The 15,226-nt window shown below is 38.8% G+C and carries 10 protein-coding genes; 4 read left to right on the forward strand and 6 right to left on the reverse strand.

Features of this window, described 5'->3' with window-relative positions; all coding sequences use genetic code 11:
* Nucleotides 1-62 precede the first annotated feature (62 nt).
* Both JHE06_RS08985 and JHE06_RS08990 read left to right on the forward strand, forming a co-directional pair.
* Nucleotides 63-686 (forward strand): histidine phosphatase family protein, encoded by a 624-nt coding sequence (locus JHE06_RS08985; protein ID WP_058919018.1) that lies wholly within the window; start codon nucleotides 63-65, stop codon nucleotides 684-686.
* Between the two features lie 184 nt (nucleotides 687-870).
* Nucleotides 871-2,754 carry a heavy metal translocating P-type ATPase gene (locus tag JHE06_RS08990; protein WP_201088561.1) on the forward strand — a complete coding sequence of 628 codons (1,884 nt, stop codon included), beginning with the start codon at nucleotides 871-873 and terminating at the stop codon, nucleotides 2,752-2,754.
* A 96-nt stretch (nucleotides 2,755-2,850) separates the two neighbouring features.
* Here JHE06_RS08990 and JHE06_RS08995 read toward each other — a convergent pair whose 3' ends face one another.
* Nucleotides 2,851-4,200: an aspartate kinase gene (locus tag JHE06_RS08995; RefSeq protein ID WP_201088562.1), complete on the reverse strand. Its 1,350-nt coding sequence runs from the start codon at nucleotides 4,198-4,200 to the stop codon at nucleotides 2,851-2,853.
* Nucleotides 4,201-4,488: 288 nt separating this feature from the next.
* On the opposite strand from JHE06_RS08995, the gene JHE06_RS09000 reads away from it, so the two are divergent.
* Nucleotides 4,489-4,854, forward strand: coding sequence for a DUF4828 domain-containing protein (locus JHE06_RS09000; RefSeq protein WP_201088563.1), 366 nt, complete (start codon nucleotides 4,489-4,491; stop codon nucleotides 4,852-4,854).
* A gap of 160 nt (nucleotides 4,855-5,014) precedes the next feature.
* Here the strand turns inward: JHE06_RS09000 and JHE06_RS09005 are convergent, their stop codons facing one another.
* The gene (locus JHE06_RS09005; RefSeq protein WP_201088564.1) at nucleotides 5,015-6,697 is read right to left on the reverse strand and encodes a peptide ABC transporter substrate-binding protein; all 1,683 of its coding nucleotides are present in this window, start codon (nucleotides 6,695-6,697) and stop codon (nucleotides 5,015-5,017) included.
* A 386-nt stretch (nucleotides 6,698-7,083) separates the two neighbouring features.
* Between JHE06_RS09005 and JHE06_RS09010 the strand changes: the two genes are divergently transcribed.
* The gene (locus JHE06_RS09010; protein ID WP_058919023.1) at nucleotides 7,084-7,713 is read left to right on the forward strand and encodes a DsbA family oxidoreductase; all 630 of its coding nucleotides are present in this window, start codon (nucleotides 7,084-7,086) and stop codon (nucleotides 7,711-7,713) included.
* Nucleotides 7,714-7,780: 67 nt separating this feature from the next.
* On the opposite strand, the gene JHE06_RS09015 is transcribed toward JHE06_RS09010, so the two are convergent.
* The 4 genes from JHE06_RS09015 to glgA all read right to left on the reverse strand — a co-directional run bounded on the left by JHE06_RS09015 (nucleotide 7,781) and on the right by glgA (nucleotide 15,226).
* On the reverse strand, nucleotides 7,781-9,058 hold the full coding sequence (locus JHE06_RS09015) for an NCS2 family permease (protein WP_058919024.1): 1,278 nt from the start codon (nucleotides 9,056-9,058) through the stop codon (nucleotides 7,781-7,783).
* Between the two features lie 239 nt (nucleotides 9,059-9,297).
* A complete protein-coding gene (locus JHE06_RS09020) occupies nucleotides 9,298-11,127 on the reverse strand; it encodes a glycoside hydrolase family 13 protein (protein ID WP_236253492.1) in 1,830 nt (609 codons plus the stop codon).
* Nucleotides 11,128-11,200: 73 nt separating this feature from the next.
* Nucleotides 11,201-13,636: a glycogen/starch/alpha-glucan phosphorylase gene (locus JHE06_RS09025; protein ID WP_201088565.1), complete on the reverse strand. Its 2,436-nt coding sequence runs from the start codon at nucleotides 13,634-13,636 to the stop codon at nucleotides 11,201-11,203.
* Nucleotides 13,637-13,798: 162 nt separating this feature from the next.
* Nucleotides 13,799-15,226: a glycogen synthase GlgA gene (gene glgA / locus JHE06_RS09030; RefSeq protein WP_201088566.1), complete on the reverse strand. Its 1,428-nt coding sequence runs from the start codon at nucleotides 15,224-15,226 to the stop codon at nucleotides 13,799-13,801.

Consider the following 15,226-nt stretch of genomic DNA (forward strand, 5'->3'; position numbering starts at 1 on the left):
TCGCCATTTATTTTATGTGTTAAAATGAAATAAAATTTCAAATTGATAAGGAGCTTTTTACTATGCAACGACTATTTTTTGTCCGGCACGGAAAAACAGAGTATAATTTAGCGGATCGAGTACAAGGTGGAGATATTGATTCTCCTTTATTAGAACAAAGTAAAAAAGATGCTGTCAAAACGGGGATAGTTTTAAACCCGTATGCCATTAAACAAATTATTGCCAGTCCGCAAAAACGTGTCGTCGATACAGCTCAGTTGATTGCCTCTCAATTTCAGCATTCTTATGATATACACTACAATGAAGATTTCAAAGAATTCGGATACGGTGAATGGGAAGGTGCTTATATTCCCCATTTTGAAAAAGAGAAACCAGAAACTTTTTATCATTTGCGCAATCGACCAGACTTATACGATCCAACTGATTTCAATGGAGAAACATACAGTCAATTGATTGTGAGAGGCACCAAAACCGTCCACCAAGCTATTGAACAATTTCCTAATCAAGATTTATTGTTTGTTGGCCACAGCATTACCACGACTGCCACCTTGTTGTCTTTGCTAGGAAAAGACCTTAAACAAATTCGTTCCCAAATTCCTTTGGAAAATACGAGTATTTCAATTTTACTGCATCAAGATGATCAGTTTTCATTAGAAGGCTGGAATCAAATCAGCCATCTACGTTAAAAAAGGATCAAACAACATTCCCCTAGTTGTTTGATCCTTTTTTCTATCTATTCCTATTTAAACAAATTAATGAACGTTGAGAACAATTATCATTCTCACTTCATTAGAATCATTATCATTTGATAACTATTTGTGATATATTTAACTTAACGAATGGTCAACGAACAAAAAAGGAGGAAAACTTATGAGAGGGTTAATTAAAGACAATAAGCCTATGGTCGCAACCATTTTAAGTGGTCTGCTCATTGCTTTAGGTCTATTTTTAAGCGTAAAGGCTAATTATGAAGCTGCGGCGTTAATTTACATTCTTTCTTTTATGATAGGCGGCTTCTATCAAGCTAAAGAAGGTCTAAAGAATACTGTTGAAAATAAGCAGCTGAATGTCGATATTTTAATGATTTTAGCTGCTATCGGTGCATCTATCATTGGATTTTGGATGGAAGGCGCCTTATTGATCTTTATTTTTTCACTTAGCGGTTCACTTGAAGTTTATGCAACGAATAAAAGTACTAAAGCCATTACAGACTTAATAAATTTGACTCCTGAAACAGCTCACTTGGTTCACAAGGATGGTTCGATCACAGAAGTGCCGACCGCTTCCTTGTCTATCGGTGATCAACTGATGATCCCAAAAGGCGCCAACATCCCGATTGACGGAGTACTGCTGACTAAAAACGGTTTGATCGATGAATCTGCGATTTCAGGAGAAGCTATTCCAATTGAAAAAACGGATGGCGATGAACTTATCGGAGGGACGATCAATTTAAGCGAAGCCATCATGATGCAAGTCACTAAAGACAGCTCTGATACGTTGTTTGCTAAGATTCTGCGAATGGTTGCTGAAGCACAAAGTACACCTTCTAAAACAGCAACCATGATTGAAGCGATTGAAAATAAATATGTACTGATCGTACTGATTTTTGTTCCAGTGATGATTGCTATTTTTTATTTTGTCTTACAATGGGATTGGAATGAATCGTTCTATCGCGGTATGGTTTTACTGACGGTTGCTTCTCCTTGTGCCTTAGTTGCTTCAGCTGCCCCTGCGACTCTCGCTGCTATTTCAAATGGAGCTCGTAAAGGCATTTTGTTCAAAGGCGGCTCTTATCTTGAAAACTTTGGTCAAATAAACGCTATCGCATTTGATAAAACCGGTACTTTAACTGAAGGAAAGCCTGTAGTTACCGATACCTGCTTCAAATCTGGTGAGAACGAACAGACAATTATGAGCATTTGTGCGGCTTTAGAAAAGACCTCCACACACCCTATCGCTAAAGCCATCGTTCAAGCTTTCAGTAAAAGCAGTCATACTTCGCTTTTGATAGAAAATATTAACGATCATACTGGATATGGTTTGACTGGAACTGCTTTGGGCAGTGAATGGAGGATCGGTAAAAAAGAATACATCGTCAATGAAGCTGACTCCCCTTTTATCCGCCATGCTGATAAAATCCAAAAAGAAGGAAAAACAGTGGTTTATGTCAGCCGCGATTGTCAAGTAGTCGCTTACTTCGGTTTGCTGGATATGCCTAAAAAAGACGCTCAATCTATGGTTGCTTACTTCAAAGCTCACGGCATCCATACTGTTATGATCACCGGTGATAATTCAGCAACAGGGGAAACGATTGGGCAGATGCTGGGGGTGGATGAAGTCAAAGCGAATTGTTTGCCTCATGAGAAAGCTGAGCTCATTATGCAGCTGAAAAAACAATACGGAACCATTGCAATGGTAGGAGATGGGATCAACGATGCCCCCGCTTTAGCGAATGCATCGATTGGTATTGCTATGGGAGCGGGCACAGATATTGCCATTGATGTGGCTGATGTGGTATTGATGAAAGACGACTTGAATCAATTGCCTGCTAGTTTCCGACTATCAAACCAGTTGAAAAAAATTACGCTGCAAAATATCATTTTTGCCATTACGGTCATCGTTCTTTTGATTCTAAGCAACTTATTTCAAGTGATTACATTGCCTTTAGGCGTCATTGGCCATGAAGGCAGTACTCTACTAGTCATTTTAAATGGGTTAAGATTGCTTCGCACAACTAGTAAGATTGATGATTGAGTTTTTCAAAACGAGGATTGATCAGAGATTAAAAAAGGATCCTGGAAAAGCGACAATATCGCTTTTCCAGGATCCTTATACGTTCTACCTAGTTTCTTATTCAAAAAATGCTTTGTACAACGCTTGGATCGCTTTATCTTCTTGATCAGCAGCAATACCGAACATAACGCTGACCTCTGATGCTCCCTGGTTGATCATATCGATATTAATATTGCTTTCTGCAAAAGCTGTAGCTGCTTTGGACATCGTCCCGATTTTGCGGCGCATACCTTCTCCAACGATCATGATCAACGCCAGATTCCGTTCTACGACAACACTGTCGGCTTCTAGTTCTACTCTTAACCGTTCTAAAAGGGCCGCTTCTCCTTCGTCAGACAGTTGGTGGTCTCTTAAGATGATCGTTAAATCATCGATTCCTGAAGGCATATGTTCGTAACTAAGTTTTTGGTCTTCTAGTATTTCTAATACACGCCGGCCAAATCCAATCTCACGGTTCATTAAATATTTTTCAATGTAAATACTGCAAAATCCATGTGAACTGGCAATCCCGACCACTCCTTGATCTGCAGAATGCCGTTCTTTGACAATGCTGGTTCCAGGAGCTTCAGGGTTGTTCGTATTTTTAATCTGTACTGGAATCCCTTGCTTAAAAGCTGGCTGCAAAGCTTCATCATGCAAAACAGAAAAACCAGCATACGATAGTTCACGCATTTCACGATACGTTAATGTTTTTATCCCCTTCGGATTTTCCACAACATTAGGATTAGCCACGTAAATCGCATCTACATCTGTAAAATTTTCATATAGATCCGCTTGGGTTCCATTTGCTAAAATGGCACCGGTAATGTCTGAGCCTCCCCGTGAAAAGGTACAAACTTTTCCGTCTTTAGTGTATCCAAAGAAACCAGGGAAAATAATTACTTCTTCAGATGCACGCAACTGCTGCAGCTTTTCATAAGCTTCCGGCAACACACGAGCATTTCCAGGTTCATTGGTTACGATCAACCCAGCTTCTTGGGGATTGACGTAACGAGCAGGAAGGCCTTCGTGATTGAAATAAGCGGCCACTAGCTTAGCATTGTTATCTTCTCCACTAGCCTTGAAAGCATCTAAATAATAATCTGGTTCTTGTTTATTTCCAGCTACTAAGGCTGCCAGATTTAGTTCAATCTCATCGATAATCTCGTTTCCTAAGTTTAATTCTTCTGCTATGCTCGAGTAGCGAGCAATAACACTGCTTAAAACAGCTTGATAATCTTGTTTCGCTAAAGCTTTCATTCCTAAGTCGATCAGCAGATCAGTCACTTTCTCGTCATCCGATGAACGCTTGCCCGGTGCTGAAACAACCACCACTTTACGTGCTTTATCTCCTTTGACAATTTGAAGCACCTTTTTTAACTGGCTTCCTGAAGCCAGAGAGCTTCCGCCAAATTTTACCACGTTCATCAAATCCACTTCCTTCTCAGTTTAAATAGCTTGTTTCATTTTCCCTTTTTTTATGAAAAGAATCAAGTCTTTCACGCATATTTTCTGAAAACAACTTGTTTCATCATTGTTGTCCTTTTTTAGGACAGTCATTAAATCATCTTCATTCTGTCATCAAAATGATATCTTACTGCCCTGTCTATCGTCTTTCAAGAGCGGTATAATAGAATAGTTGATTACGGGCTTCCTAATTCAGTTCATCTGAATTGAGTTGCATAGGATGCACTTATTTTCTAAGGAGATACGCACATGTATAGAAAAATTATTTTAAAACTTCTTATCGCTTTTTCAATCTTAACCGGTCTCACTTGTTCGGCTGCTAAGGCTAAAAAGACGCGTTCTACACAAAACCCTTTAACCTTTTTTGTTGGAAAATGGACCATATCTGAGCCTAACTCTTTTATCGCGCTATCGATCCAAATCACTGATGATGAAAAAATTTATCTAAATGAACAAATAATGAACGGCCAGTTAACCACCATTACTGAACAAAAACTGGTTTTCAAAGACCATTATGGATACGAATTGATCGTGTCCAAATTGACACCTGATTCATTGAATTTGTTCGATGAAGCAGACGAAAAAGACTACCTGTTGCTGCGCCAACACGATTGAAGCATTCATGCAAAAAGCATGAGTGTTTTTTTGGCAGTTCTATTACCAGTCCTCATGATTCTTATCTGTATCCTAAGTTCCAAGACTTTAATGAACTAGGCGATACAAAAAGCCAACATGAAAAGGAAAGCTTTCATGTTGGCTTTTTAATTAACTCAGTTTAATGAGCTTCGATATAAGCATTCTTGTAAGTGTATTTTGCTCCTACTTGGTGATTGTAAATGTCTTTAACATATGTTTTTTGCAAAGTGGCAGCAGCTCTTTGGAAAAGTGGTGCCACGCCTGCTTCATCTAATAGGATTTTTTCTGCATCCAATAAGTTTTTCCAACGAGCATCTACATCGGTTGCATTTTCGCCTTTAGACAAGTCGACTAATTTATCAAATTCTTCATTGCTGTAGCTAGAACGGTTATACGGGCTGTCTGTCATTAACAAATCAATAAAGTTTACCGGATCAGCAAAATCTGCTCCCCAACCGCCTAAAGCAAAATCGTAATCTTGTTTAGTCTGTGCTTCTAAACGGACTTTGAAAGGTACGTTTCTAACTTTTATGGTTACACCTGGTAAATTGCTTTCAATCTGATCTTTCATATAAGCAGCAATTTTTTTATTGGATTCATCATCGTCGCCAAGTAATTCTAACTCTAGACTGTCGACGCCTAATTCAGCTTTTGCTTTCTCCCAATACTCAACAGCTGCTTCTTTATCATAAGCTAGATAATCTCCAGACTCTTCGCGGAAATCTTTTCCGGTTGTCGGATTCGCTGCTAAATCGGCAGGAACTAATCCTCCTAATTCTTGAGAACCATTTGCTAAAATTTCATTGACTAACAATTCATGGTCATAAGAAATGGCAAGGGCTTTACGCAAGTTTTCGTTAGCTAAATCGGTCTTTTGGCCGTCACGTTCTTGGTTAAACTGCAAGTAAGAAGATCTTGCTTCAGTTTCAACAACGTAATCTTCATTCCCTTGGAATTGTTTCGCAAATTCTCCTGTTAAATTAACACGATCCAATTGTCCAGAATCATATAAATTTAGCGCTGTAGAAGTTTCTTTGATAACTTCTACATTGATTTCATCTAAGATAACATTTTCAACATCCCAGTAATCTTCATTCTTTTCGTATGTCCAGTTCAAATTCGTTCCGTCCCATTCACTAAATGTAAAAGGACCATTGAAAATCATCGTTTCCGCAGAAGTACCATAACGTTCGCCTTGTTCTTCAACAAACGCTTCGTTTTGAGGGAAGAACGTTGGGAAAGCCATTAAAGAAATAAAGTATGGGACGGGCTTTTCCATGGTTACTTTAAACTCATAATCATTAACGGCCTCAGCTCCCAGCGTTTCTGGTTCTGCTTCGCCAGCCATGATGGCAGCAGCATTTTTGATTCCTTCAAATAAATAAGAGTAAGAAGCGGCTGTATCAGGATTCACTACCCGTTGCCAAGCATAAACAAAATCTTTCGCTGTTACAGGATCGCCATTAGACCAGGTTGCCCCTTCCCGTAATTTAAAGGTATACTCTAATCCGTCTTCTGAAACTGTTGCTTCTTCTGTTGCTAAAGCAGGAATAGGCTGGCTATCTTTATCCAAACGATAAAGCCCTTCATTTACTTGGTTAAAAACAGTAAAACTAACTGTATCGGTCGCAAGTGCAGTATCTCCTGTCGGCAACTCAGCAATTTCCACTAAGTTTAAGACTTGTTCTTCTGCTAAATTCTCGCCTTTTGTTTTATCTTTTGAACTTGTTTCCGCATCTGTTTCAGTACTGTTTCCACATGCCGCTAATAAACCTGCTGTTAATACCACAGCACTCAATTGCCACCACTTTTTATTTTTCATTATGCCCATTCTCCTTTTTGCTCATTTTTAATCGTATTGAAATCAAATTCCAATTAAATGAGAACATGTTAATAATATACACATAAAAATTTCATAATGCAACTACTTTTAAAATTTTACTTTTTTTAAATAGATCAGGAATCCCTTTTACGATACGAAAATTTGACACGAGGATACAAAAAATACCTCAAAACTCCATAAGTGCTTAACTTTTTTATTAAATTCCTCATATATTTTATCCGCCTTATTGGATTAGAGGGGATAAACGTGCAGAGGATTAAAAAAAGAATATTGGGAACAGTTTTCATTGACAAAAGAATCAGATTTTCGGTATGCTAAAGAATGAACTATCAAATAGTAAGCAAATAGAGATAGGAGAATGATGGATGAAAATTGATATCTGGACAGATTTTGTTTGTCCTTTTTGTTATATTGGAAAAAGACATTTGGAAGAAGCATTAGGGGATCGACAAGATGTTGAAATCGAGTACCATAGTTATGAATTAGATCCAACTGCTCCTGAAAAATATGAAGGATCAATCGAAGAATATTTCAAAGAAAAAAAAGGTATGGAAGAATCCCAAGCTCAAGAGATGATCAAACAAGTGACGCAAATGGCTCACGAAACCGGCTTAGATTACCATTATGAAACCATTCAGCACGGAAACAGTTTAAAAGCTCATCGTTTGTTTCAATACGCTAAAGAACAAGGCAAAGGCAATGAATTTATCGAACTCGGAAAAAAAGCTTACTTTATTGAGAGCCAATCCTTAAACGATACTGACGTGTTGGTTAGGCTTGCAGTTTCATTAGGCTTAGCCGAAGATAAAGTCCGCGAAATACTTTCCTCTGAAGAATTTCTTTCCGCTGTTCGGATAGATCAAGCAGAAGCAGCTGAAATAGGTGTGCAAGGCGTTCCGTTCTTCGTGATCAATGAAAAATATGGCATCAGCGGCGCACAACCCGTTGCTACATTTAAAGAAGTGATCGCTGATATCGAGAAAGAAGAATCCTAAACAAAACACAAAGAGGAGGTTGGGACAAAAATCCCAACCTCCTCTTTGTATTATTCAAATGTGTATGTTAAAGCACCGCGATGGCAATCATCGTCAATAGAAATAAGAAAGAAACGATTCGCATTTCTTTTTTGACTGTTCCAATCTCGCCTATTGCTAATTTTAAAATAGGGTAAGCAATAAAACCAAAGGCCAAGCCATCTACAATGCTTGAAGTCAACGGAATCATCACGACAATAAAGAAAGCCGGCAGCCATTCACTAAAATCATCAAATGGAATGTGCTGTAAATTTTCCATCATAATTGCTCCAGTGATCACAATAACCGGAGCTAAAGCCGCATTCGGAATGTAAGCCAATAACGGTGTAAATGCTAAAGAAAGCAGGAACAATACTCCAGCCGTCACAGCGGTAAGCCCGGTCTTTCCACCCTCTTTGATTCCTGAAGCACTTTCAGCAGCAGGAATAGTTGGGCTAGTTCCCAGCAGTCCTGATAGCAGCGTCATTACACCACTAACACGAAAGGCATTCTTGAAACGGCTCTTGTCTTCTAACATCCCTTCAAACAGTCCAATCGATTCAAAAATCAAAATCATCGTCAATGAGAATACTGCTAATATAAAGGGAATAGTGAATGCACTGGAGAAATCAAACGCTCCGATCAAAGCAGGGTATTCAGTCAAGTTGCTCAAAGAAAATGATGAATCTCCCGGCGTGTGAGCCCCTAGCACTAATGAAAGGAGCGTTACAACAACAATTCCGATGAAAAAGCTGCCTCTTACTCTTCTAAGATATAAAACAGCAGAGAGCGTAATTCCCAATAAAGCCAAAAGGGTTAAGGGATTCGTTAAATCTCCTAATACAACAAATGAGTTAGCTCCCCCGTCAACAATAATCCCGCCATTCTCCAAACCGATCATCACTAAAAACAACCCGATCCCAGCTGTGATGCCATGTTTTAATGAATCCGGAATGGCTTGTACCAGTAAAGTACTGATATTCGTGTAGCCAATGATAATAAAAATAAAACTTGAGGTTACCACCACGGCCAGTGCTTCTTGCCAGCTCAATCCCATGGAACCCACAATAGTATAAGTGAAAAACGCGTTGACTCCCATACCAGGGGTCATCACTAAGGGTGCTTTTCCCCAAATACCCATCAAAATGCTTCCGATAGCTGAAACAAATATGGTCGCAAAGACACTCAATTGTGCCGGCATACCCGCATCAGCTAAAATCAAAGGATTGACGACAATAATGTACGAAATCGCAAAAAACGAGGTGAACCCTGCCATCATTTCTTGTTTGACACTTGTATTTTTTTCTTCTAAATTAAAAAGTTTCACTTTATCTTCTCCTTTTTTAATTGTTTGCCTTTATCAGGCAGACATTAAATGTGGAGTCATGGGCCGCTGAATCGTTCATCCAAAGCAGCATAAAAGAAAGCAAGCTTCCTTTACACGCCCCAACAGTCTATTATATCAGCTTTTTTCTAAGATACATACTTTTTTTATTTTTTTCTCATTTAAAAAGAGAAGCTGGAATGGTACCCCAACTTCTCCTTTTACTTTCTGTTAAACACAGATCATCTTGATTTTTTGATCACTTGAATTCCTTGAGCTGGAATAGTTTTTTCAGCCAAACCTTGTTTAGTTAAAAAAGCTTGGATATCAAAAGAATAGTCTGCTGTGGTTTCTTTTGTAGTGAACGTTACTTCTTGGTCTGATACGTTTATCAAAAGAACGAGGTATTCTTCTTCGCTTAAGTAGCGTACGATTCCTAAGACTTTTCTAGTTGAAAAAGCGTAATAGTCTCCTTCTTGTAAGGCAGCTTCTTCTCTTCTTAAAGCTATCCATTCATAAGCATAAGACTGGATCGTTTTGTTTTCTCGCCCCCATGGAAACATTTTGCGATTCGCAGGATCTTCTCCACCTTCTACCCCCGCTTCGTCTCCATAATAAAGGCAAGGTATTCCTGGCAAAGCGAACAATAATGCTAAAGCTTGCTTTAAGGCCGGTACATTATTTTGAACAGCCGTTAAGATTCTTGCTGTATCATGGGTTCCTATGTTGTTAAAATTATTTTTAAAGGCTTCTGGAGGATAATTTTCTTTTAGATGCATGCTTCGCAAAGCTGCTTCTTTCGTTGTAATGGTATGGTTTAATACCCCGATAATGATTTCTCGAAAAGGGTAATTCATGGCGCCGTGCAACATACCGCCTTCAAGATAATGGCGACGCTGCTCATACGCAATTTTGTTGGACGCATCTTCCCAGACTTCTCCGATCAACACCGGTTCAGCAATCGTTTCCTCTAACGCCTTTCGGATACCGGCTAAAAAAGAGTCGCTCAACTCATCAGCCACGTCAATACGCCACCCTCCTAACCCTAATTTAGACCAGGTTCGGATCACACTGTCCTTACCAGCGTAAATAAAGTTTTGAACTGCTGGCGTTTCTTTATTAAGAGTCGGTACATCCTTGATACCCCACCATGATTGGTACTCCTCAGGAAATTGATCAAAGGTGTACCAATCAGCGTACTCGCTTTCGCGCGACTGGTAAGCTCCAAGGTCATCATACGTTCCGTAACGATTAAAATACCGGCTATCCGCTCCTGTATGATTAAAGACGCCGTCTAAAATAATATGGATACCCAATGTTCGAGCTTGTTCGATTAACTCTTTAAAAATGGCTTCATCGCCAAACATGGGGTCGATTTTCAAAAAATCTCCCGTGTCGTATTTATGATTGCTGCGAGCTTCAAATATAGGATTTAAATAAAGGATCGTGATTCCTAAGTTAGCTAGATATGGCAGCTTTTGAATAATGCCTTTTAAATTCCCGCCAAAAAATTCCCAACGCATAATGTCGCCTATTTCATCTTTTAAATAGACAGGATCATCTTCTGGTGAAGCATAAATAAATGAGTTTTTCTTAGGATGGGAAACAATTCCTTTCTCGTTTCCATTATAAAATCGATCAACAAATATTTGATAAGCTACTCCTGACCGATACCATTCAGGAGCTGGGTCATCATATAAATAACTAGTTAGCTGATATTGTTTGATGTCTTCAATTTCATAATACGTTTCTCCTAGACCGCCCAATTGGTATCGATTATTGCCATAGTAAAGAGTTTCAACATGATTGTTTAAGGGATAATCGATTTTAAAGTAATAAAAATACAACCCACTGCCTTCGCTTAATTCAAAGGTAGTCTGATAATTCCCTTCTTTTACTGCCTCCATTTCAATCTGAAAGCTCTGTCCAAAATCTTTGTGGATCATAAGATAGACTGCATGGATAGCGGGCAATTGGCAGTTGATGGTAAACACCACTTGGCTATCCACTTTTAAAGCCCCAAATGGTGTTTTATAGTTGTTTGACCATGAATTATAGGTTATCTTTTCCAATATAAAAACCTTCCTTAATCTGCTTTGATTCAAATACACAGATGATAGAATCTTTCCATCTGAACACGATTTTTTAAATGGGTTCCGTTAAATGAATGTATTGTTGTATCGCGGGCAATTGAGAATCGGTTTTCCAAATTTCTTCTGCGTAGCGTTTGATCGTAAAATCGGCTGAAAACGGACCTGAACTAGCTATGTTCAAAAGAGACTTTTGGTTCCAAGCCATTGGATCCTGATACAATTGATCAACTTTTTCTTGAACTTCAACGTAACTTTCAAAGTCTTTCAGCACAAAATATTCATCATTGTACTGTACTAATGAATCGAAAATAACTCGACCTTCTGTTTCGATCCCTGGAATAGTCCCGTCAATAAAAGTATTTAAAACACGTTGCAATCGAGGATTCGAGTCGTAAATATCCCGCGAATGATAAGTGCCATTTTCGTAAAAAGCATAGACTTCTTGATCGTTCAACCCAAACAAGAAAATATTATCCTCTCCAACAAAATCGCGGATTTCCACATTGGCTCCATCTAATGTTGCCACTGTCAAGGCACCGTTCAGCATCAGTTTCATATTGCTCGTTCCAGAGGCTTCTTTGCCAGCCAATGAAATCTGCTCGCTCACTTCTGCAGCTGGAATGATCAATTCAGCTAATGAAACGCCATAGTTTTCCACAAAAACGACTTTGATTTTGTTGCCGATAGCTGGGTCGTTATTGACCATATCAGCAATAGCATTAATTAACTTGATGATTTGTTTCGCATAAACATAACTGGGAGCAGCTTTTGCTCCGAAAATAAAAACACGCGGTTGGATATCCAAATCAGGATTATCTTTGATTTTTAGATAGCGATCTAAAATATGCAATGCATTTAACAGTTGACGTTTATAGGCGTGCAAACGTTTGATCTGTACATCGAACAATGCAGTCGGATCCAACTTTATTCCCATTTCTTTTTCTGCATATACAGCGAATTGTTTCTTGTTTTCTAATTTGATCTCAGCAAGCTGAGCTAATGTATCTTCATTATTGGCAAAAGATTTAAACAGTTTTAACTCAGACGGATTAGTTTTCCATGCGGTTCCGGTTTTGTTGTCGATCAATTTTGTTAATCCTTCGTTAGCTAAGTGCAACCAACGCCGCTGCGTGATGCCATTCGTTTTATTATTGAATTTAGCTGGATACATTTGATAGAAATCTCGTAAGACTTCATGCATCAAAATTTCGGTATGCAATTTAGCTACACCATTGACGCTATGGCTTCCAATAATAGCCAAATGAGCCATTTTCACATTCCCGTCGGCAATGATCGTTGTCCGATACGTTAATTCTGGAGTATATAATGGCAGTTTTTTATCGATATGCCGTTGGTTGATTTCTTCAATGATTTGGTAAATACGCGGCACTAATTCTTGAACCATATGCACTGGCCATTTTTCCATCGCTTCTTGTAAAATAGTGTGGTTGGTATAACTCATCGTTTTTTGAGTGATTTCCCAGGATTGCTCCCAGCTTAGTTCTTCTTCATCCAAAAGAATCCTCATTAATTCTGGAATGCATAAAGCCGGGTGAGTATCGTTGATGTGGATAGCAACTTTATCTGGAAAATGCTGCCAAGCTAATCCCATCTGTTTGTAATAACGGACAATACTTTGGACGCCTGCCGAAGTAAAGAAATATTCTTGCCTTAAACGCAGAATCTGTCCTTCGTAATTTGAATCATCTGGATACAAAACTTCAGTGATTTGGTTCACCTTCTCACGATCAGCAATCGTATGGTAATGGATTTCTTCTTCAGGTGGAATTTCAGCCGACCATAGCCGCAAATTATTCACAACTTCATTTTGGTACCCAATCATCCCTGTATCATAAGGGACTGCTAAAATGTTTTGTGTTTGAGAGTAAATCGGTTTTAAGCGGCCATCAGAATCTTCGCTTAAGATTGCTTGCCCGCCAAACCGAACCGTCACGGCTTTATTTTCTTTACGCACTTCCCATACATTGCCGTCACGCAGCCAGTTTTCGGGCAGCTCAACTTGATATCCATCAACAAATTTTTGTTGGAATAAGCCGTAACGGTACCGAATGCCGTTGCCGTTGCCTGGAATACCTAGTGAAGCAATCGAATCCATAAAACAAGAAGCCAACCTTCCTAATCCGCCGTTTCCTAACGCCGGGTCTACTTCTGCACGTGCGATAACTTCAAAATCTAAGCCCATTTCTCTTAGACCATCACGAACAGTATCCAAGATTCCTAAATTAAGCAAGTTGCTTTTCAGCATACGTCCTGGTAAAAACTCCATCGAAAAATAGTACACTTGCTTCACTTGATGTTCTAAGTAAGCTTGATTCGTGTGACTCCAGTTGTCTGCACTATAAACTTTCAAATAATTTCCTAATGCTGTATAGTATTGGATCGGCGAAGCTTCTGAAAGATCAAAAGCATACAATCCTTCAAATGTCTTACTAAAGTCTTCTCTAAATTCTTTTGTCGTTAAAACCATAAAAACCCCTCTTTTCTTAACTTCAGAATCGATTCACAGCAACGTTGTGCAAAGATAAAAATAGCCCCAATTTTGAATACAGTCAGATTTTCTCCTTCGGCTATTCAATAATCAGGGCTCTTTCAATTGCTACGAAATTCGCAGTAACAGCATTTCCAGCTGTTACAATGCTTTGTACTGTTCAATATAGCTTTCAGTTGATTTTTCCCAACTGAAATCCTGCTGCATTGCTTGTTCGATCAAACTGTCCCACTGATCAGGTTCATCATAGTAAACGGTTAAGGCTTGATCAATGGTTTTGAGCATTACATGACCTCGATAATCGTAGAAACTAAAACCTGTTCCTTTGCCTGTAACAGCATTGTACGGCTCAACAGTGTCTTTTAAGCCGCCTGTTTCATGCACGATAGGCAATGTTCCATAACGAAGCGAATAAAGCTGAGACAAGCCGCAGGGTTCAAAAGCTGAAGGCATTATAAACAAATCGCTGCCGGCATAAATCTGCTGTGCTAACGTCGTATCAAAATCAACGATGACTTTAAACTTATCCGGATAACGCCAAGTAAAGTAACGGAAACTTTCTTCGTATTCCGTTTCTCCTGTACCCAAAATCAAGACTTGGATATCTCGCTGCATCAGTTCATCCATTTTTTCTTGCAATAAATGGCATCCTTTTTGCGTTGTCAAACGACTCACCATCGACATCAAAGGCACTTCAGGTTCAATTGGCAAACCAACGCGCTCTTGTAGTAAAGCTTTATCCAAAGCTTTACCGCTTCGATCATCGATCGAAAAGTGAGCTTCAATCTTGTCATCCGTTGCTGGATTGAAAACATCGTAATCAATTCCGTTTAAAATGCCGCTTAATTTGTAATTATTTTGGCGTAAAACACCATCTAAACCTTCGCCAAAATAAGCGGTTTGAATTTCTTGAGCATATGTTGGACTAACAGTAGTGACATGATCTGCAAAAAATATACCGCCTTTTAAACAATTGACATCTTCATAATACTTCAGCCCCTGTTCGTGAAAGGCATTATAACCAATTCCATACCAATCAGATAAAACAGCTTGATTGTAAATACCTTGAAATTGAAGATTATGAATGGTCAACATCGTTTTGATCTCTTTGTATTGCTTGATCCAGTGGTATTTATCTTTTAATAAGACCGGAATAATGGCAGTGTGCCAGTCATTTACGTGCAATACATCTGGTATAAACTCAATTTTTTCCATCATTTCACAAATAGCTTGTGCAAAAAAAGCATACCGTTCGCCGTCGTCGTCAAAACCATAAATACTAGGACGATCAAAGTAATAAAGATTATCAATAAAATAATACGTTACATCATCTTTTATTAATTTTTTTATGCCGCAAAACTGATTGCGCCAGCCGACTTTCACTTCAAACTGCATGACATCTTCTAATTGGTCTTTATATAGTTGCGGCATCGTCGTATAAAATGGCAAAACGACGGCTACATCGATTCCTTGTTTTTTTAATTCTTTCGGCAGCGCGCCAGCTACATCGCCTAAGCCCCCTGTTTTAAAAAAAGGTGCACATTCAGCTGCTGCAAATAATACTTTCAT

The organism is Carnobacterium sp. CS13 (assembly GCF_016653495.1).
Lineage (GTDB): Bacteria > Bacillota > Bacilli > Lactobacillales > Carnobacteriaceae > Carnobacterium_A > Carnobacterium_A antarcticum.